The organism is Paeniglutamicibacter sp. Y32M11 (assembly GCF_019285735.1).
Lineage (GTDB): Bacteria > Actinomycetota > Actinomycetes > Actinomycetales > Micrococcaceae > Paeniglutamicibacter.
In genome coordinates this window covers 2,332,204-2,350,951 of record NZ_CP079107.1, presented here as the reverse complement: position 1 = coordinate 2,350,951, position 18,748 = coordinate 2,332,204, and the positions used below count along the sequence as shown (strand labels likewise).

At 58.7% G+C, this 18,748-nt stretch carries 11 protein-coding genes; 7 read left to right on the top strand and 4 right to left on the bottom strand.

Features of this window, described 5'->3' with window-relative positions:
• Position 1 precedes the first annotated feature (1 nt).
• Positions 2 to 919 (top strand): bifunctional DNA-formamidopyrimidine glycosylase/DNA-(apurinic or apyrimidinic site) lyase, encoded by a 918-nt coding sequence (gene mutM / locus KUF55_RS10345; RefSeq protein ID WP_218816574.1) that lies wholly within the window; start codon positions 2 to 4, stop codon positions 917 to 919.
• A gap of 29 nt (positions 920 to 948) precedes the next feature.
• On the opposite strand, the gene KUF55_RS10340 is transcribed toward mutM, so the two are convergent.
• The gene (locus KUF55_RS10340) at positions 949 to 1,767 is read right to left on the bottom strand and encodes a serine hydrolase (protein WP_218816573.1); all 819 of its coding nucleotides are present in this window, start codon (positions 1,765 to 1,767) and stop codon (positions 949 to 951) included.
• A 135-nt stretch (positions 1,768 to 1,902) separates the two neighbouring features.
• Between KUF55_RS10340 and smc the strand changes: the two genes are divergently transcribed.
• A complete protein-coding gene (smc, locus tag KUF55_RS10335) occupies positions 1,903 to 5,487 on the top strand; it encodes a chromosome segregation protein SMC (RefSeq protein ID WP_218816572.1) in 3,585 nt (1,194 codons plus the stop codon).
• 75 nt (positions 5,488 to 5,562) lie between these two features.
• Here smc and KUF55_RS10330 read toward each other — a convergent pair whose 3' ends face one another.
• Positions 5,563 to 6,870 carry an MFS transporter gene (locus tag KUF55_RS10330; RefSeq protein WP_218816571.1) on the bottom strand — a complete coding sequence of 436 codons (1,308 nt, stop codon included), beginning with the start codon at positions 6,868 to 6,870 and terminating at the stop codon, positions 5,563 to 5,565.
• A 144-nt stretch (positions 6,871 to 7,014) separates the two neighbouring features.
• On the opposite strand from KUF55_RS10330, the gene KUF55_RS10325 reads away from it, so the two are divergent.
• The 5 genes from KUF55_RS10325 to KUF55_RS10305 all read left to right on the top strand — a co-directional run bounded on the left by KUF55_RS10325 (position 7,015) and on the right by KUF55_RS10305 (position 13,697).
• Entirely contained in the window at positions 7,015 to 8,124 is a 1,110-nt protein-coding gene (locus tag KUF55_RS10325) for an IS110 family transposase (RefSeq protein WP_218816570.1), read from the top strand.
• 313 nt (positions 8,125 to 8,437) lie between these two features.
• The gene (gene ftsY, locus KUF55_RS10320; RefSeq protein WP_218818753.1) at positions 8,438 to 9,634 is read left to right on the top strand and encodes a signal recognition particle-docking protein FtsY; all 1,197 of its coding nucleotides are present in this window, start codon (positions 8,438 to 8,440) and stop codon (positions 9,632 to 9,634) included.
• A 6-nt stretch (positions 9,635 to 9,640) separates the two neighbouring features.
• Positions 9,641 to 11,794: an acyltransferase family protein gene (locus KUF55_RS10315; RefSeq protein ID WP_218816569.1), complete on the top strand. Its 2,154-nt coding sequence runs from the start codon at positions 9,641 to 9,643 to the stop codon at positions 11,792 to 11,794.
• Positions 11,795 to 12,030: 236 nt separating this feature from the next.
• On the top strand, positions 12,031 to 13,362 hold the full coding sequence (locus KUF55_RS10310) for an ammonium transporter (RefSeq protein ID WP_218816568.1): 1,332 nt from the start codon (positions 12,031 to 12,033) through the stop codon (positions 13,360 to 13,362).
• Positions 13,359 to 13,697: a P-II family nitrogen regulator gene (locus tag KUF55_RS10305; protein ID WP_132357964.1), complete on the top strand. Its 339-nt coding sequence runs from the start codon at positions 13,359 to 13,361 to the stop codon at positions 13,695 to 13,697. The genes KUF55_RS10310 and KUF55_RS10305 overlap by 4 nt, the downstream gene beginning before the upstream one ends.
• 501 nt (positions 13,698 to 14,198) lie before the next feature.
• Here the strand turns inward: KUF55_RS10305 and KUF55_RS10300 are convergent.
• Positions 14,199 to 16,829, bottom strand: coding sequence for a hypothetical protein (locus KUF55_RS10300; RefSeq protein WP_218816567.1), 2,631 nt, complete (start codon positions 16,827 to 16,829; stop codon positions 14,199 to 14,201).
• A 391-nt stretch (positions 16,830 to 17,220) separates the two neighbouring features.
• The gene (locus tag KUF55_RS10295; protein ID WP_218816566.1) at positions 17,221 to 18,642 is read right to left on the bottom strand and encodes a CDP-glycerol glycerophosphotransferase family protein; all 1,422 of its coding nucleotides are present in this window, start codon (positions 18,640 to 18,642) and stop codon (positions 17,221 to 17,223) included.
• Positions 18,643 to 18,748 lie beyond the last annotated feature (106 nt).

The window sequence follows — 18,748 nt, the reverse complement described above, 5'->3', positions numbered from 1 at the left end:
CATGCCCGAACTACCTGAAGTTGAGGTGGTTCGCCGAGGCCTGGACGACTGGGTCGTCGGCCGAACCGTTGAATCGGTCCAGGTCGTCGACCCTCGTTCGGTTAGGCGCCATCTTGAAGGCCCCACCGATTTCTCGGCCACGCTCAGGTCCACTCGTATCACCTCAGCCGTCCGCCGCGGAAAATTTCTCTGGATGATCCTTGACGGTTTGGAGACTCCCAGCGCCTTGGTGGCGCACCTGGGGATGAGCGGTCAGCTCCTGGTCGAAGAATCCAGCGCAACCGATGAGAAGCATCTCAAGGTGCGGCTGCAGCTATCGCCCGAGGCCGAAAAGCCCACCGAATTACGATTCATTGATCAACGAATCTTCGGAGGGATGTTCCTTTCACCCCTGGTTTCCACCGTTGACCATCTTCCCGGTGGTGTCGGATCGGAGATTCCGGTGATTCCGAAGGCCGCTGCGCATATTGCCCGCGACGTTCTTGACGCTGCCTCCACGCCCGAGACACTTTATGCGGCACTTCGCAAGCGCACCACACAACTGAAGCGCGCCATCCTCGATCAACAGGTCATTTCGGGTGTGGGCAACATTTACGCGGATGAGGCACTCTGGGCAGCCAAACTTCATGGCCTTCGTTCAACGGCAACGATCAGGCGCCCGGATGTAGTTCGGCTGCACACGGCGCTCGTAGATGTCATGGGTAGGGCGCTAGCCGCAGGCGGAACGAGCTTCGATGCACTCTATGTCAATGTCAATGGCGCATCTGGATACTTTGACCGATCCCTAAACGCCTACGGCCGCGAAGGCAAGGAATGCCAGCGCTGCGCCGAGGCGGAATTGACCTCGCTCATTCGGAGAGACCCCTTCATGGGACGATCCTCCTTCAGCTGCCCTAGGTGCCAGCGCAAACCCCGCTGAATGACACCGAGCAGGCACGGTAGGGCCGGCTAGCGAGCCTTCAGCTCGCTCACGACCTGATCGTTAAACGGTGTCCACGCCTCGACGGCCCACGGACCAAAGGGCTGATCGGTCAGCGTCACGCAGGCAGCCTCCAACGCCGGATCAACCCACAGGAATGTCCCTGCCTGCCCAAAGTGGCCATAAGTTTGTGGCGAGTTCTGCAGCCCGGTCCAATGCGGTGACTTTTCCGACCGAATCTCAAACCCCAAACCCCAGGTGTTATTTTTCTGGCGGCCGTAGCCGGGAAGGATTCCTGCAAGGTCGGGAAAGACCACGTGTGTGGCTTGGGAATGAGTTTGTACGTCCAGCAGTGTCGGATTCTGTAGTTCGTTCGCAAAGGACAGAAGATCGTGCAGTGTAGATGTTGCTCCCGCGGCGGCACTGCCGTCTAGAGACGTGGAATCCATCCCCAGCGGCTGAAGAACTGCTTCGGACAGGTAGTCACCAAATCGCATCTCGGTGGCCGCTTCCAAACTTTCGGCAAGCACTTCGAACCCCGCATTGGAGTACAAGCGTCGCTGGCCAGGGGCAAAGCGCACCGTCCGCTCCGCGAAGTCATAGCCCGAGGTGTGGGCCAGCAGGTGCTTCACGGTGGATCCCTCCGGTCCGGCCGGGGTGTCGAGCTCAAAGGCACCCTCTTCGAGGGCGACCAAGAAGGCATAGGAGCTCAGCAACTTGGTCACCGAGGCCAGCGCGTAGCGGTGATGTGGATCCCCGTGGGTGCCAAGGACCGTTCCATCGGCGGAGAGAACGGCTGCTGCCGCATGTGTCGAAGGCCATGAATCGATGGTCAAAAGACTCTTCAAGGGGGTCTTCTCCTGGTGTGATTGGTGAAATAGCTGACTAGCGGGGCGGGGAGCGCCAATGAGTGATAGTCACTCGATAGTATTGAAGGCAGCCCACCAATAACTTTAGCCACCAAATACTCAGGACGCTCCCACGTGCATTTGAAAACCCTCACCGTTCGCGGATTCAAGTCGTTTGCCTCGGCGACGACCTTTGAGTTTGAGCCCGGTGTCACGGCCGTAGTTGGCCCCAACGGTTCGGGAAAATCAAACGTGGTTGACGCGCTGGCGTGGGTCATGGGGGAGCAAGGCGTGAAAACCTTGCGTGGCGGGAAAATGGAAGATGTCATCTTTGCCGGGACATCGGGTCGCGCCGCCCTGGGTCGTGCACACGTTTCGTTGACCATCGACAATGCGGATGGTGCGCTCCCGATCGAATACGCCGAAGTGACGATCTCGCGCACACTTTTCCGAGCCGGGGGCTCGGAATATGCGATCAATGGCACGTCATGTCGACTTCTTGATATCCAGGAACTGCTCTCGGACTCCGGACTGGGCCGGGAAATGCACGTCATCGTGGGCCAAGGACAGCTCGACAAGATCCTGCATGCCACTCCCGAGGATCGACGGGGATTCATTGAGGAAGCCGCCGGAGTACTGAAGCACCGTCGGCGCAAGGAAAAAACCGTTCGGAAACTCGACGCCATGCAGGGAAACCTGAATCGACTCGAGGACCTCACCAGCGAAATTCGTCGCCAGCTCACCCCCTTGGGAAAACAAGCCAAGATCGCCCGCCGTGCCCAGAGCGTCCAATTCGACGTGCGTGATGCCAAATCCCGACTGCTCGCCGATGACCTGGTGACCTTGTCGGATGCCCTGAGCAAGGATATCGCCGAGGAAACCTCGCAGCGCGAAAACCAAAAGATCGTCCAAGCACAACTTGATGAAACACGCGCGGAGCTGGCCACCCTCGAAGTCGCTGCCGCGCAGGCAACGCCGGAGCTCAATCGGGCCAGAGACCTGTGGTTCGCGCTCTCCTCGGCACGTGAGCGATTCCGCTCCCTAGGAGCACTGGCGGCGGAACGATCTCGACTGCTGGGAACCGACGCTCTCGAGTTCGACTCCAGCCGCGACCCGGACCGACTCGAGGCGCAGGCCGAACGACTGCGCGATGAACTCGAGGAACTGGAAGAAAACCTTGAGATGCGCCGGGAGCTGCTCGAAGCTGCCGTAGAGGAGAAGGGTGAAGCCGAGGAAGCTGCCCATGCCGAACAGCGCCGCTTAACCAACCAACTACGAGTCGCCGCAGACCGGCGAGAAGGCGTAGCCCGACTCGCAGGTCAAGTGGGAGCGGCACGCAGCAAGGTAGATGCAACCGCCGGAGAACTTGGCCGACTACGCGAATCTCTCCAGGGCTGGGCCGCCCGCCGGGAAGGAACCGCAAATGAATTTGCGGTCTTGGAGCAACAAGCAGCCACCGTACAAGACGGCGAAGAAGACCTGGACACCGCCTACGAACATGCCGCAGATCAGCACGAGGCCCTGGTCGTCCGCATGGATCTTCAACAGAAGAGAGAACAAGAACTTGCCACCCAGCTCGGCGCCCTGAACGGACGCCTGGAAGCTTTGCGCATGGGAGCGGTGCGTAAGGACGCATCGGAGGATATCCTGGCCGGTGACTACCGGGGCGTGTTGGGCCGTTTATCCCACCACCTTGGAGTCGAAGCCGGCTATGAGATTGCCGTCGCGGCGGCACTGGGCCCGCTGGCAGAGGCACTTGCCGTGGAGGAACTTGATCACGCCACGGCCATTCTTGGTGGACTGCGCGATAGCGACGGTGGACGTGTCCATCTCATCAGCGGCAATGTTGAACCCTTGGCCAAGGACCACCCGACGACGTCCATCGGCAAATTTGCCCTTGAGGTTATCTCGGCGCCCGAGCCCCTTCGCGGCACACTGACACATCTCTTGGGGTCCACGATCATTGTGGCGGATTTGGGTGAGGCCAGGGAACTGATGTCCCTTGACTCCACGCTTCGGGCCGTGACGCTTTCCGGTGACGTCCTCACGGCCGCGACCGCAAGCGGCGGAACCACCGCTGCACCCTCGCTCATCGAACAAAATGCGGCTATTACCGAGACCGCCAACGAACTCGAGTCGGTACAACAGCAGTTGAGCGCATTGCGGCTGAGCGCCGCAGACTTGACGGCACAATTGATGACGGCAGAAGAGGCAGCGGATGCTGCACTGAGCCGCCTGCATGACTCTGATGCCAAAATCTCGGCGGTCGCTCAACGCATGGAGCACCTCGGTTCACTGCTCCGCCAGGGGTATGGAGAGCGTGAACGTCTCGATCAGCAGGTCAGCCTCGCGGAGGAAAAGCTCGAGGTGGAGCAGGAAAAGCTCGCCGAGCTCCTGGAACGACTCGATCTGGTCCAGGATGCACCCGAAGACCACGAACCGGAGACCGACGAACGTGACGAACTGGCAGCAGCTGCTGCTACCGCTCGGCAAAAGGAGCTCGACGCCCGATTAGCGCTGCGCAGTGCCGAGGAACGCGCCAACGGAATCCGTTCCCGTGTTGAGTCGCTCAAGCGCGCCGCGGAAACCGAGCGCCGAGCGCGGGTGGAGGCTCAACGACGGGCCGAAGCCCGTCGAGCGCAGGCCCTGGCCGCCAGCGAAGTATCGGCGAAGGTAGAACGCATCATCTCCTTCACCAACATTTCCATCGATCGCGCCGATGCGGAGCGAGAGCTGCTCCAAGCGCGACGTGAAGAACTTGAGGCATCACTTTCCCTGGTCCGTGCCCGGGTAGATCAGCTGGGCGCCGAACTTGCCGCGCTGACGAGTTCGGTCCATCGTGACGAGCTGGCCCGCGCCGAGCTACGACTACGCATTGAAACGCTGGAGAACCGTTCCATTGAAGAGTTGGGCCTGACCAGTGAGCATCTGATCGAAAACTTCGGACCTCACGTTCTCATTCCTCAGCCCCTAGCTGAAGAGGATAAATGGGCAGCGCTGCATCAGACGGTTGATGAGCAAGGAAATGCTCTTCCCCAGGGCATTGCCTATGATCGGGTCGAGCAGGAAAAGCGTCTCAAGACGGCCGAACGTGATCTTTCGGCACTCGGCCGCGTGAATCCCTTGGCCTTGGAAGAGTTTGCAGCGCTGGAAGAACGCCACGTGTTCTTAACCTCGCAGCTTGAAGACCTCAAAAAGAGCCGTAAGGATCTGCTGGATATCATCAAGGATGTTGATGAGCGCGTGGAACGGGTCTTTACCGAGGCCTATCGGGACACCGAAGCGCAATTCGAGCGAGTCTTCGAGCGGCTTTTCCCCGGGGGAGAGGGCCGCCTGGTCCTGACCGATCCTGCGAACATGCTCACTACGGGTATCGAGGTTGAGGCCCGGCCCGCCGGCAAGAAGATCAAGCGACTTTCTCTGCTCTCCGGTGGGGAACGGTCGCTGACGGCCGTTGCGCTTCTGGTGGCCATCTTCAAGGCTCGCCCTTCGCCGTTCTACGTGATGGATGAGGTTGAAGCAGCGCTGGATGACACCAACTTGGGTCGACTCATCACGATCTTTGAGGAACTACGCGAATCCAGTCAGTTGATCGTGATTACTCACCAGAAGCGCACCATGGAGGTCGCTGACGCCCTCTATGGAGTCACCATGCGTGGAGACGGTGTGTCCACGGTGATCAGCCAGCGCATCGAACGCGATCAGCAACTCAGCGCTTAACAGGGATACCGAGTCGCTGCTCTTTGCCTGACCCTTTCTAGACGTGAACATCCGGAAAAGGGCTCCCGAGAGTTGTTAGTCCTCGGTGCCAGTGGTTGTTGATGGGGGCGTTTGTGCGCCCGGGCCGGCAGCATTTTCGCCTTTTCGTTTTTCATTGACGGGAAGCCAGGCCAAGACACCCAACAGGCCGAGGGCTCCACTGACCGTGAAGGCCCAACCGAAGCCAACCTGGTCGGCAATGAAGCCGGCAATTACCGGCCCAATGATCGAACCGAAGTCGGTGGCCATCTGGAAGGTGGCTAGGACCTTGCCGCCGTTCCTGCCCTGGCCCACAACATCGGCGATGGCAGCCTGCTGCGCCGGACCCATGAGCCCGGTCCCGATGCCACCGAGGACCGATAACGCAATAAAGAGCGGGACGTTGTCGACCCAACCGATGGTGGCTGTGGCCAGCGAGGCAATCGACAGGCCCCACAGGATGGGCACACGCCGCCCAAAGGTATCGGTAATCCTGCCGGCGACGGTCAGTGCCAAACCATTGCCCACGGCAAAGATGGCCAGAGCAAGTCCCGCCAAGACAGTGCCATTGGAGCTGAAGGCTGCCACGGCAAAGAGTGGGATCAGTGACATTCGCACGCCGAAGGCCATCCACCCATTGGTGAATCCGGACACCAAGGCCGCCTTGAACGTGGAGAAACTCCAGGCCTCAGCCAGGGAGATCCGTTCAACCGCGAGCACCTTGGCGGATGAACCGGGAGTCAGCGTCCTGCGTGTGCGCGAGAGCGAGAAGTAGACGATCGCGGCCGCAACGATCAGTGCCCCGCCATAAATGAAGAACGGGATGCGGAATCCCATGCCAGCGGCGAATGATCCAAGCACCGGACCGGCGACATTGCCGAGCAGAAACGAGCCCGAATACAACCCGGCGATCCGACCGCGAATCTGTGGTGGTGAAATTCGTGCGATCAGTGCCATGGCCGAGACGGTGAACATGGTTGAACCCAGCCCGCCCAGGCCGCGGAAAATCAGCAGTTGTGTATAGCTCTGGGCAAAACCACACAGGATGGTGGAGGCGGCAACAATCAGTACGCCCGTGACATAGACGGTGGGTTCGCCCAACCGATCGGTGAGTTTTCCGCTGACCGGGGCAAAGACCAACCGGGCCAGGGCGAAGATGCTGACAATGACGCTGGCTGCCGCTACGCCGACGTTAAAGCTGGTTGCGAACTGCGGCAGGATCGGTGCGATGAGTCCGAATCCGAGCGCCACCACGAACGCGGCCGCAACGAGAACACGAATCTCGCGGGGCACCGACGGCCGTTGCTCTGGCTCGGGAGTGAGAGGTTGTTCGGGGCGACCGGAAGTCGAGGCATTGATAGGCATAGTTACCTCGAGTTTAGACAATATATAAGAGGGGCCGAGACCTCCGCTTCAAAGTTTCGTGGTTTGCCATGCGTTCGGGTCTTGGCCTTGCAGCCAAACCGCGGTGGAATGGTAGAGCCACATTGAAGGTTGGAGGTCCCGGCTATGTTCGAGCGTACCTATATCGGGCTCGATGTCCATGCCCGCAGCATCGTAGGATGCGCACTGAATATCGACACCGGCGAATTGACCCGTTCATGTTTCGAGGACGACCTTCTGGCCGTCTCGGAGTGGGTACAGGGCTTCGGCCCCGAGGTCCGGGTCGTCTACGAGGCCGGGCCCACAGGCTTCGGATTGGCCCGACACTTCCAGGCCGCCGGCATCGACTGCGTGATCGCCGCCCCTTCGAAACTGTTGCGAGCTCCTGGCGACCGCGTTAAGACGGATCGCCGAGATGCCAAAATCCTAGCAAGTATGCTCGCCCTGGGTGAAGTCACCAAGGTCACCATCCCAGACACTGAACAGGAAGCACTGCGGGACCTTTCGCGGACACGACACGTCGCCTCGATCGATCTCTCTCATGCCAAGCAGCGGGTCAACGCGATCCTGCTGCGACACGGCGTCCTCTTCCACGGCGGCAAGTCCCGATGGACCCGCGAACACCTGAAATGGCTGCATCAGCAGCACTTCGATGACCCGGCACTGGAGTTCGCTTTCCAGGAATCCTTGGCGCAAGAGGAATCCATGTCCGTGCGGCTGAAGCGCATTGATAAGGAAGTCGCCCGGGTGGCGGCTAACTGCCGGTATACCGAGGTCATCAATGCCTTGGCCTGCCTACGGGGATTCAGTATCGTCGGTGCCTTCGGGCTGGCCACCGAGATCGGGGACTGGACCCGCTTCACTGGCGCCACTATCGGTTCCTATCTGGGGCTGGTTCCCTCGGAGCATTCCTCGGGCGAGACTCGAACCCAAGGTTCGATCACCAAGGCCGGAAACACCTACGCCCGCCACCTGCTGCTTGAGGCAGCCACAGTGCACAAACGCCCGTACCGCAGGCCCGGGGTCCAGGAGCTACGCCAGCTCGAGCTGGTGTCCCCGGCCACCGCAGCCCGCGCTCGGCAGGGCAACCAACGCCTCCACGCCCGTGCCGTGGCCTTCGATGACCGGCACAAGATGCCCGTGAAGGCGCGGACCGCCGTTGCCCGCGAACTTGCCGGTTGGTGCTGGTCCTTGGCCGCGCCGCTGCAGGAAGGCCGTCCCATGATAGGACGGTGACCCTAAGACGTGCCCCGACGAGCGCACCTGGACGAGGCAACATGCGGAGCCAACACGAGGACAGACTATGGGTAGGCCCAAAGCCGACGCCCGAATTTAGACCACGTTACGCTCCACTCGAATTCCTTGTCATGCGGTACCCAACCCGCGTTTATCAGTCTGACCATGTCGTCGACCATGACCTGCCAAACCAGACTCGACGCCACCGCCGGGGCATGAGGAGAGCGGCTCCCGGAAGTCTGTTTTCCGGAAGCCGCTCATCTATGACTCTTGACAAACCTTCCTACATATCAGTCTGTGAGAAGCTTGGATGGTGTCAGAACAAATTAACTTGATCATTGTCCTCGTTGCAGTGGTTGCCGTCATTGGTATTGGTGCTGCGTTTTTCCTTGTTCGGGGCCGTAAGGCACCCAAGGGAACGTTCACCGGTCCCCGTGACGCCAATGACCCAGCGCCCACGCTCACCACCGACGAACCAGTTGCCCAGGCCCCAGAGGTCGCCGTCCCAGTGGAGCTACCCTCCACCGAGGAAGCAACCCTCGCCGAGGAAAAGCTCGATACGGTACGTGTACCCACCGACATTCCCGAGCCCGTTCAAGGACGTCTGGCCAGGCTGCGCGCCCGGTTGGCGAAGTCCAACAACGTTTTGGGCAAGGGGCTGCTCGCGCTGCTCAGCCAGGACAAGATCGACGAAGACGTCTGGGACGAAATCGAAGAAACGTTGCTCCTCGCGGACCTTGGAACCGAACCGACCCTAGAACTCGTTGATGCCTTGCGCGAACGAGTGAAGGTTGAGGGCAGTCGAGACCCGCAGCGCGTTCACGACATGCTGCGCGAAGAACTTCTAAAGCTCGTGGATCCAACCATGGATCGCAACTTCATCCCGGTTCGCCATGCCGATCGTCCCAACGTCATCATGGTTGTTGGTGTTAACGGGGTCGGCAAGACCACCACCGTTGGTAAATTGGCACGTGTTTTTGTTGCCGAAGACAAGGATGTTCTTCTGGGGGCCGCTGACACTTTCCGTGCCGCCGCCGCCGAGCAATTGGCTACCTGGGGCGACCGCGTCGGAGTACCGACGGTCAAGTCGGATGTTGATGGTGCCGATCCGGCCTCCGTCGCTTTCGAAGCAGTGAGCGCTGGCATCGATCAGGAAGTCGACATTGTCATGATCGACACTGCCGGTCGCCTGCAGAACAAGGTCGGATTGATGGACGAGCTTGGCAAGATCAAGCGAGTCATCGAAAAGAAGGCCAGTGTTGATGAGGTCTTGTTGGTCCTTGATGCAACCACCGGGCAGAACGGCCTGAATCAGGCCAAGGTCTTCTCGGAGGTTGTTAAGGTCACCGGCATCGTCCTGACCAAGTTGGACGGCACCGCCAAGGGCGGCATTGTTGTTGCCATCCAACGTCAGCTCGGTGTCCCTGTGAAACTCATTGGTTTGGGTGAGGGGCCGGACGACTTGGCACCCTTCGACGCCGCGGCCTTTGTCGACGCACTACTGGACTAAGGATTTATGATTCAAGATACCAACACGGCTGCTCCCGCGGTCGGCAGACATTTCGCGGCACCAAGTCGTTTTAAGCAAGGCTTAGCGCCACGAAAATCCGATGCCGGCACGAAGGCCAAGAATTTTCGTGGGGACATCCAAGGGCTGCGCGCCATCGCCGTTTCCCTCGTGGTCATCTACCACCTGTGGCCCCAGCGGCTCACCGGTGGTTTCATCGGCGTGGACGTCTTCTTCGTTATTTCGGGATTCTTGATCACCTCCCATCTGCTGAAGCGTCCACCCACGTCGTTCGCCGATGTGGTGACCTTCTGGGTTCGACGCATCAAGCGCCTCTTGCCTGCGTCGTTCCTGGTCTTGGCAGCATCGCTCGCGGCCATACCTCTGCTTGCGCCCGCCACGGTGTGGAAGGAGTGGGCAACCCAGATTGTTGCCGCGACGTTCTACGTCCAAAACTGGAGGCTCGCTTCGACCAGCGTGGATTACCTCGCTGCAGATAATGCGACCTCGGCGGTCCAACACTTCTGGTCGCTTTCCGTCGAAGAACAGTTTTACCTCTTCTGGCCCATCATCATTGCCGCATTGGTAGCGCTGGCAGTTGTGCTGCGTAAGAAACGAATGTTGGTGGTCACCGCCGGCATCGGGCTGATCGTTGTGGTTTCGCTGGTGTACTCGGTAGCCCTGACAAACAGCGAACCCGGAATTGCTTACTTCTCCACCTTCACCCGTGCCTGGGAACTGGCCATTGGGGGGCTGGTTGCGACGCTCCCAGCCCTGTCACCGCTGGTACGACGCTGGAAACTGGATGCCATCCTTGCTTGGGTCGGTCTGCTCGCAGTTCTTTATGCCGGTTTCACCTTCACCGGGGCAACGGTGTTCCCTGGTTATGCTGCCGCTCTGCCCGTGGTGGGTACCGCACTGGTTATCTGGGCCAACGCCTCGCGCGGAGTTTCACCCACCGGGTTGCTGAGCCATCCGGTGGCTCGGTTCCTGGGTGATCACTCCTACTCGATCTACCTGTGGCACTGGCCTTTGCTGGTCTTCCTGCCGTTCGTCAGTGGCGAATTGGGCATGCTGGACAAGGCTGGAGTCGTGCTGGCTACGATCCTGCTGGCGATGCTCACCAAGCGGTACGTGGAAGATCGTTTCCGTCTACACCTAGACACCAGCAAGGTGCTGACCGGTGGACGCTTCCTCATCGTGGGGACACTCATTCTTGGCTTGCTCGGCGCTGCTCTGATCAACGTTGGTAGTAAGGGCGAAGAGACGGGCGACAAATTGGCGCAGGAAGTTCAGAGCGTTCAGAAGCAAGTTGGCATCGATTGTTTCGGTGGTCCGGCGATGGAGAATTCCTGCACCAATACCGGATCCACACCAATGGTTCCCACGCCTGCTGCAGCCAAGAACGACAAGTCTCAGGCTTACGCGGATAAGTGTTGGTCGGGTGATGACTTTAAGGGCCGTCCGACCTGCACTTATGGAACAGGCGAAACGAAGGTTGCACTCACCGGCAACTCGCACGCTGGACAGTGGCTGCCGGCCCTGGCAAAAATTGCCGACGAGCGGGGGTGGACCATCACGACCTATCTCGCGTCGAACTGTGCTCCGACCAGTGCGCCGGCAGATTACGACAGTGACATCAAGACCGAGGGCTGTCTTGACTATGGCCGTTGGGTGCAAGAACAGACGGCCGACGGGAAGTATGACCTGATCATCACCTCCAACCGGCAGAGCAAGGCCGTCAAGGGATTCACCATTGAGAACACCGAACGTGCGGCAGTTGCTGGTTATGCCAGCTACCTCACCGCATGGAAGTCGGCAGAGACTCCGATCGTGGTCATTCGGGATACCCCATTCCCCGGAAACACGCTAAAAAACGTACCCGATTGCCTGGCGGGTAGTTCGGATCCTCTCAAGGATTGTTCGGGAAATCCGACGTCCTGGAAATCTTTGGACCCCTTAACGACAGCGGCTCAAGACGAGAATCTTCCCTATGTGAAGACCATCGACATGACGGAGTTCTTTTGCGATACGAACAGCTGTCCGGCGGTCATCGGTTCCGTGGTTCCGTACTTTGATGCTTCGCACATCACCGCCACCTTCGCCAGCACGCTAACACCCGCGCTGGAAAAGAAGATCTATGAGGCGGTTCCGAGCCTCTAGTACGACGGGTCAAACCAGCGGATATGTCATCAAGTCGGCCACGGGTATCCGTGGCCGACTTTGTGGTTTTCATGCCGTCTCGGAAACAAAGCGGCAATGTTGCAGACACGCGCCTTTTACCTGCGTGAAGATTCGGTAACCGCGACGAAACCAACGATCGTCACGGGCGTAACACCATCACGGAATTCTTGAATCAGACGAGAAACACTCGCAAATGATTCAGGGAGGCGTTAGACATGGAGCTAACAACGACTCAAGTGTGGATGATGGTGTGTGCCGCACTGGTCCTGCTGATGACACCGGCGCTAGCATTCTTCTACGGTGGCATGACTCGAGCCAAGAGCGTATTGAACATGATGATGATGAGCTTCTCGGCCATCGCATTGGTCACCGTCGTCTGGGTGCTGTGGGGCAATTCAATGTCGGGTGCCGGCGCGAACCTCGGCGGACTGACCGGCAATCCATTCGACGGCTTCGGCATGGCTAACATGCTCGGAACCGATGGATTCATTGCCGCAGGCTACGGGGCAACCTTCGCCATCATCACCGTCGCACTGATCTCCGGCGCCATTGCAGATCGTGCGAAGTTCAGCGCCTGGATGGTTTTTGTGCCCATCTGGGTGACTCTCGTCTACGCTCCTATCGCCTTCTGGGTCTGGGGTGGGGGCATTCTGGGTGAAGAAGGCGCCATCGGCTCGGTGGTTGGGGAAGCCATCGACTTTGCCGGCGGCACGGTAGTTCACATCAACGCCGGTGTAGCCGGGCTCATCCTCGCCCTGATTCTGGGCAAGCGTAAGGGCTTCGCCAAGGATCCAAGCCAGCGCCCCCACAACATTCCCTTCGTCATGCTTGGCGCAGCACTGCTCTGGTTCGGCTGGTTTGGCTTCAACGGAGGCGCAGCAAGCACCGCCGAAGAAGCCGGTTTGATTTGGGTCAACACTCTCGCCGCCCCGGCCGCCGCATTGCTCGGCTGGATCTTGGTAGAACGCATCCGCGACGGCCACAGCACCTCCCTGGGCGCAGCCTCGGGCATTGTTGCCGGACTCGTTGCCATCACCCCGGCTTGCGCCAACATCAGCCCCGTCGCGGCCATCTGCCTCGGCGTAGTCGCCGGTGTCGCCTCGGCACTGGCCGTGGGTCTGAAGTACCGCTGGGGTTATGACGATTCCCTCGACGTGGTCGGTGTACACCTGGTCTCGGGCATCATCGGAACCTTGGCACTGGGCTTCATCGCTCTGCCCGTTGACGGTGAAGGTGGCGGGCTCTTCTACGGAGGCGGCATTGGCCAGCTCTGGGCCCAAATTGTTGCTTGTGTGGTTGTCATGGCCTATACCGCCATCATGACCACCATCATTGCCCTGGGTATCCACAAGACCATGGGCTTCCGCATCAGCACCGAAGAAGAAATCACCGGCATCGACGTTATGCAGCACGCCGAAACCGGCTACGAGTTTGGCGGCTTGGGCACCGGCGGGACCTTCGTTCCGCACCCGGCAACCTCTTCACACCTGAAACCCACAAAGAACGCATCGGATAGCGATCGAGTCAAGGAAGAGGTCAACGCATGAAACTAGTCACCGCTATCATCAGGCCGGAAAAGACCGACTTGATCAGGGACGCTCTCGAAACCTACGGGGTCCAGGGAATGACCATCAGTCAAGCTAGTGGCTACGGCCGCCAGCGTGGACACACACAGGTCTACCGTGGAGCCGAATACACCGTTGATCTGCTCCCCAAGGTTCGCCTTGAGATCCTGGTGGAGGAAAGCTCCTGCGACGACATCCTTGACGTTTTGATCTCCACGGCCAATACGGGAAGCGCGGGTGACGGAAAAATCTGGGTCACCCACGTAGAGGAAGTCATCCGGGTTCGTACCGGAGAGCGCGGCATGGCAGCTGTCTAGAGTAAATATCGGTGTAGCGGGTTGGTTCATTTCTCACGAATGAACCAACCCGCTTCTTCGTTTTGGAACTGAGGTCGCCCGTTGGCCTCGCGGACCAGCACCGGTGGCACTCATCTCAAGCCGGACCAGCACGTCGGGATGGGGCGCCATGATGGATAGCAAAGCCTCGTCGCTCAACCTGCGCCCCGATATCGGCAAGGGATGGTCAGTGCCTTCATCCGTGGCGCTAGGGACGCACACGGGCCCTCAGTGCCCGACGAGGGCGAAGAACGCAGAAACGCCTGCCGGATGAGCGTGTTCGCGCTCACGGATCGACGCCCGCCTCAGGCAGGATGGCCCAAAGCCACGTTCGCTTCCGGTTCGTCAGCAACTTAAAAAATGCTCCCGACCGGCTGATAACAGGTTTTCATACCTATTATTCAGACCGATCGGGAGCATCTCTAGCTATTCATTCCCCGGGCCGGGACGTTCTTTTCAGGAACACCGCGGTTTAAGGGGTGGTTAGGAAGCATTCCATTCATCTGCAAATGGAGTTGCCATACCGCTCCACGGTTTGCTCGTATCACGCCAGTTCACCAGGGCCGGATCTTCTTGGACCTCGTAACCGGGGGCATGATTCCAGGAGATATCGAGTTCGCTTCGGTTCGATCCGATCGCGACATTGATGGCCTCACGGTAGGTCATCCCGTAATCGAGAATGAGTGGAATGAGGCGACCGCTAAGGTTCTCAAGTCGCGCACGATCGAGATTCATGACCATAACGTTCGGGTCGAACGTGGTGAAGTCGCCGGCCAACTCTCGGTGCGTGCCGAATATGAACTCGAGAGCCTTGCGATTGTCTTTGCCCTGTCGGCTTGCAACGCGTCGGATCAGATCCAGCCCGCTGGCACGGCCATGATGCCGGTCATCACCTGCCCTCAGCAGGTGATGATCTGCCGGGAGCTGTTCGGCCAATGCCGAAAGGTCCGAGCGAATCAAGGAGGAAGCCGGAAGGAATACTGCCGTCTCGACATTCGGCAAGGCTTCCGCGGCCAGTGCAAGCATCAGTTCATGCCGCGTGGCGTGCTTCAGACTGTTTTCGAATGATTCGAAGGTGGAGGCAACGGGACTGATCCAGCTGATGGGCAGGGGAAGATCCTGAGCGAGTAATTCTTCACGCTCGGTATCTGTGCTCTCAACGTAGACAATCCAGACCTTGATGGGAGCTGAATTATGTGCGGCGATGGATCGCACCAGCGTCGGGACATGCTTCAACTCGCCTTTTCGAACGTCAATGACAACGTTGAGAGCATTGCCGGTGGCATCCGTGGACTCGAGGCCAGCTGTCGCGAGCGAGGAAACTACTCGAGCGACCTCTTGGGTGTCCAGGACGCGGAGCTTGGCAGAAGCAAGATACGCGTCTGCTTCCGCCATGGCAGGAGCACAGATTTCGGCCCACTTCGCATACACGTCCTCTTCACTAACACCGGACGCGATGGTTTGAAGCATCGTCGAAGCCTTATCGAGAATGCCCTGCCGAATACGGTCAAACGCCTCATCGGTGGTGTCGATGAGACCGCCGAATCGATTGTCCGAGCGGTTCTTCGGCAGGAAGGTCACCGATGATCCAACCGAACGCGCCGGGAGGAAACAATGAAGACGTGAGGTCACCACGGTCTTGTATTCAAGGTGGTAGTGAGACACCCATTCCCGGGCCAGCTTGAGGTTCTCCACGAAGGAGAGGGACCGAATGCCGGTTTGTGCCTGGGTTCGTGATTCACCGGGACCCGTTTGCGGAGCATCAACGAAGATGGTCTTGTCCCGTGTGTCCTCGCCGTCGCGCCTAAATACCGTATCGATAGTGGTCGTTAAGCAGCCGGAGAAGAAGGCTGGAACGCCGACGGCGCGGAGCAGGGCAACGCTCTGCCAGTCGCGGCAACCCACTGGTGCATACTTGCGCAGATAATCGATGGCCTCCGGCGTCAACATGGTCGGGTACCGAACATAAACGGAGAGCAGGATCGGACGGAGGTTCTTGTGGAACGGGATTCCGAAGCCCTGATGGAACGTATGGTGCATGTACCACCCAAACGTCAACGCCCAGGTCTTCTCGGGCAACGCCTGATAGGGGTTGCCGTCACGGTTGAGCTCAAAGAGATTCAACGTCGCAGCAGGCCCGTCAACCACTCGTTCCGGCTTGACGGTTGACCGAAGTTCTTCTGCGAATTCGGTGATCTCCGGATTACCGGTGAAGCTGAAATTCTGCTGGCGGATAATGTGACCCATGGAGGCCACTGTTTGGATGTAGTCACCGATGTTGCGGGAGGTGACATCCGGCTGCTGGTAACCCATGATGCCGTAATTGATGGTTCCTGCGGTGACGGGAATTTCTGCTCGTCGGCTGCCTTCGGGAAGCCACGTGGCGAGGCGTATCAGCTCTTTGCTGATGTACTTGCTCGTGCTACCCGAGGGAAGCTCTTGTGCCGCGGCAATCAGGATTCGTGCCTGATCTGTCAGGCCTCGAACTAGCGCCTTTTGTGCAACGTGCAGCAGCGTACCAGCGCTCCAACGCCGAATGCGGCCAGATTCGATATCTGCGTCAAGGATGGACACGGCATCCGCGCCAAGAGCACCAAATGCTGCTGTGTACAGTTCATCCGCGACAGGTTCCGAGGCCGAGGTGTTGGCGATCTCGGAAAATACCGGCCAAGCGTTGGTCGGGCCGGAGCTGGCTAGCAGTCCGACGCCTAATGCCGCGGCACCGATGGTGCTGGTTGCAGGATTCTTTCGCAGGGAATGACCGACGGCAACGGCCTTGTTGCGTTCCCCGTCGCTGATCAGTTGACGAACTCCGGTAAGTACTGATTGGTCTAGGGATGAACCACGAGCCAGCTCATCCAGATTTACCGTGCTTGATTTGGCCTTACGCGCAGCCTCGACCTTCAGTGCAACAGCAGCTTTGGTCGGTGGGTTTTTTTCTTTCCCGTTGCCGTGAGAATCGGCTTCCGGAAATTCGCGTTCAAGTGCGCGGTAGGCATGGATGAAAGCTTCATCTGCAGGGGGAGCCGTCGCGGTGGAGGGTTTCGTCTTCGCGGTAGTGGTAGCCGCTATTCGTGACAATGTTGGCAATGCTCGCTTTGCTGCGGGAGCCAATACTTTCTTGAGTCGTTTTTTTAGAGGCGGGATTACTGGAACGGGGGACCAGCTCTTGGGGCTCAAAGATTGTGCCTTCGTTTCGCTAGGAGATGATGGGAGTAGTTCTCAAGTCTATCTGGGTCTAGTCCTCTGGTACTAGAGATTTATCACCCTAGGCGCGCCGCCCGTGCATGGGGAATACTCGGATCGAGAGCTCAGGGCGCTGACGGGAGGCTGGGAGATTCACCGCTCGGAGCAGGTTTCGCCCGGGTTGAATTAGGCGACACGGCCCGAGAAATGTTCGCTCCGCCGAGCAACAAGATCCAACCCGGTCGGCGTGGGAGCGTCCGAACGAGACATGCACTTAGCCCATGGTCCGATTGCCGTGTCGGCGTCGGCCGAGCAGAGATCAGACTATGCGCAATGGCACTGTGGCCTCGGCGTTGTGCTTTTTGGCCCGCAACTCGGTGGCCCGCTGTTCAATGAGTGCATCAACGGCTGAGATAAACGCATGGGTGGAAGCGCCACGTCCCTTCGTGCCAAAGTAGAAGTCACGAAGCTCTTTCCGTTCCTGCGCGTGAGTCGTGGCCAGGAGTTCCGGCATTCGACCCAGCGTCGATTCGCGACTTGACTCGCTGATCACCGGGCACGCTCGGCTGACCGGAACGTCTCGATGTAGCTTGTCAATGTTGTCGCGACGGTCCGTCAAGATCAAGGGATTTTCGGGATGGAGATACAAGTAGTCCAAACCGACACTGGATACATCTGTCACCAGTGCATCAACATCTTCAAAGATGTCGAGGATGTTTCCCGTTTCGATCACCTCATGCTGAGCACCTACGGCATTCGCCCGTTCCAACAGTTCGCAAATGCTGGTGTGCGCACTGGCTATCGCTGCAGTGTTTGAGGTTGCAATGCGAGGATGCGGCTTGTAAATGACCCTGGTGTTGGGGATCGCGACGAGGGACTCAATGATGTTCAAGCCAAAGAGATCCATCGAAGTGTAATTGTTGGCCTCGTTCTCGCCTTCCCACGTGGGAGCGTACATGATGGTTCGTCCTGGAAACTGCGGCAACGTTGATACAAACTGCGAATCGAGCTGTGGACGTCCCACGCTGATGAGTTTATTCATATCGAAATCCGACAATACCGCCTTGTGTCGTTCCACGGCTGCGGGTCCGGCAACAAACGTTCTGTCGTAGGCCTTTGCTTGGTTCGACACCATGGACAACTTATCGCTCTCCCCATGGTTGATATGAACGTGCACCAAGTTCGGTACGCTGAGGGACTGAAAATTTGCCACGCCGTTATTGACGTAAAGGCAAAGCCTGAAGTCATTTGCTGCGTAGAGGCTAACAAGATCCTCCAACCGGCGCACAAAGATCTTCGGCAGTTTAGTGAGTTTCCGGAAATGACGCAGCGTCGGGACCTTGCGGAATACCAGGACCACTCGATGTGTCTCATGGAGCCGTTCCAAGGTGGGCAACCACTGTTCAAGCTGGTAGGACTTGTTTACTAGATCGCTAAAGTAAACAACAACATCACCCGCTACGGGAATGCTATCTATTTCGTGGTTGGCCACGGGAGACCCGGCGAGCCCCAACCACCGTCGGGTCTGCACGCCTGGCTTCGAGACGATGGCTCCCTTAAGCTGTTGTCGCAGCCAATCCTTCATAATTACCTGCCTCTCAATGCCTACTGACGCCGGTTTGTTTCGTCGTCCGGCCAAGCGGCTGTTGGGCTCGAATTTGCCGGTCGCTGTAACTTCACAGACTAATTTTTCACAGTTACCTGTGTATTTGGCTTGCTGGACCTGCCAGCGTCCGGTCATCTTCTCCTTGGGTGAAGCTCAAAAGCGGTCTGATGACGTTCCATCTTCCGCCATCGTGTCCGGAAAGCACAGCAAAAGACAGTAAAATGCAACGATTCTGTGGACG

What these genes read in the sequence shown, in the direction of transcription:
- mutM (WP_218816574.1), top strand. Translation starts at nt 2, where the DNA reads ATGCCCGAACTACCTGAAGTTGAGGTGGTTCGCCGAGGCCTGGACGAC.
- KUF55_RS10330 (WP_218816571.1), bottom strand. Translation starts at nt 6,870, where the DNA reads ATGCCTATCAATGCCTCGACTTCCGGTCGCCCCGAACAACCTCTCACT.
- KUF55_RS10325 (WP_218816570.1), top strand. Translation starts at nt 7,015, where the DNA reads ATGTTCGAGCGTACCTATATCGGGCTCGATGTCCATGCCCGCAGCATC.
- KUF55_RS10315 (WP_218816569.1), top strand. Translation starts at nt 9,641, where the DNA reads ATGATTCAAGATACCAACACGGCTGCTCCCGCGGTCGGCAGACATTTC.
- KUF55_RS10310 (WP_218816568.1), top strand. Translation starts at nt 12,031, where the DNA reads ATGGAGCTAACAACGACTCAAGTGTGGATGATGGTGTGTGCCGCACTG.
- KUF55_RS10305 (WP_132357964.1), top strand. Translation starts at nt 13,359, where the DNA reads ATGAAACTAGTCACCGCTATCATCAGGCCGGAAAAGACCGACTTGATC.
- KUF55_RS10295 (WP_218816566.1), bottom strand. Translation starts at nt 18,642, where the DNA reads ATGACCGGACGCTGGCAGGTCCAGCAAGCCAAATACACAGGTAACTGT.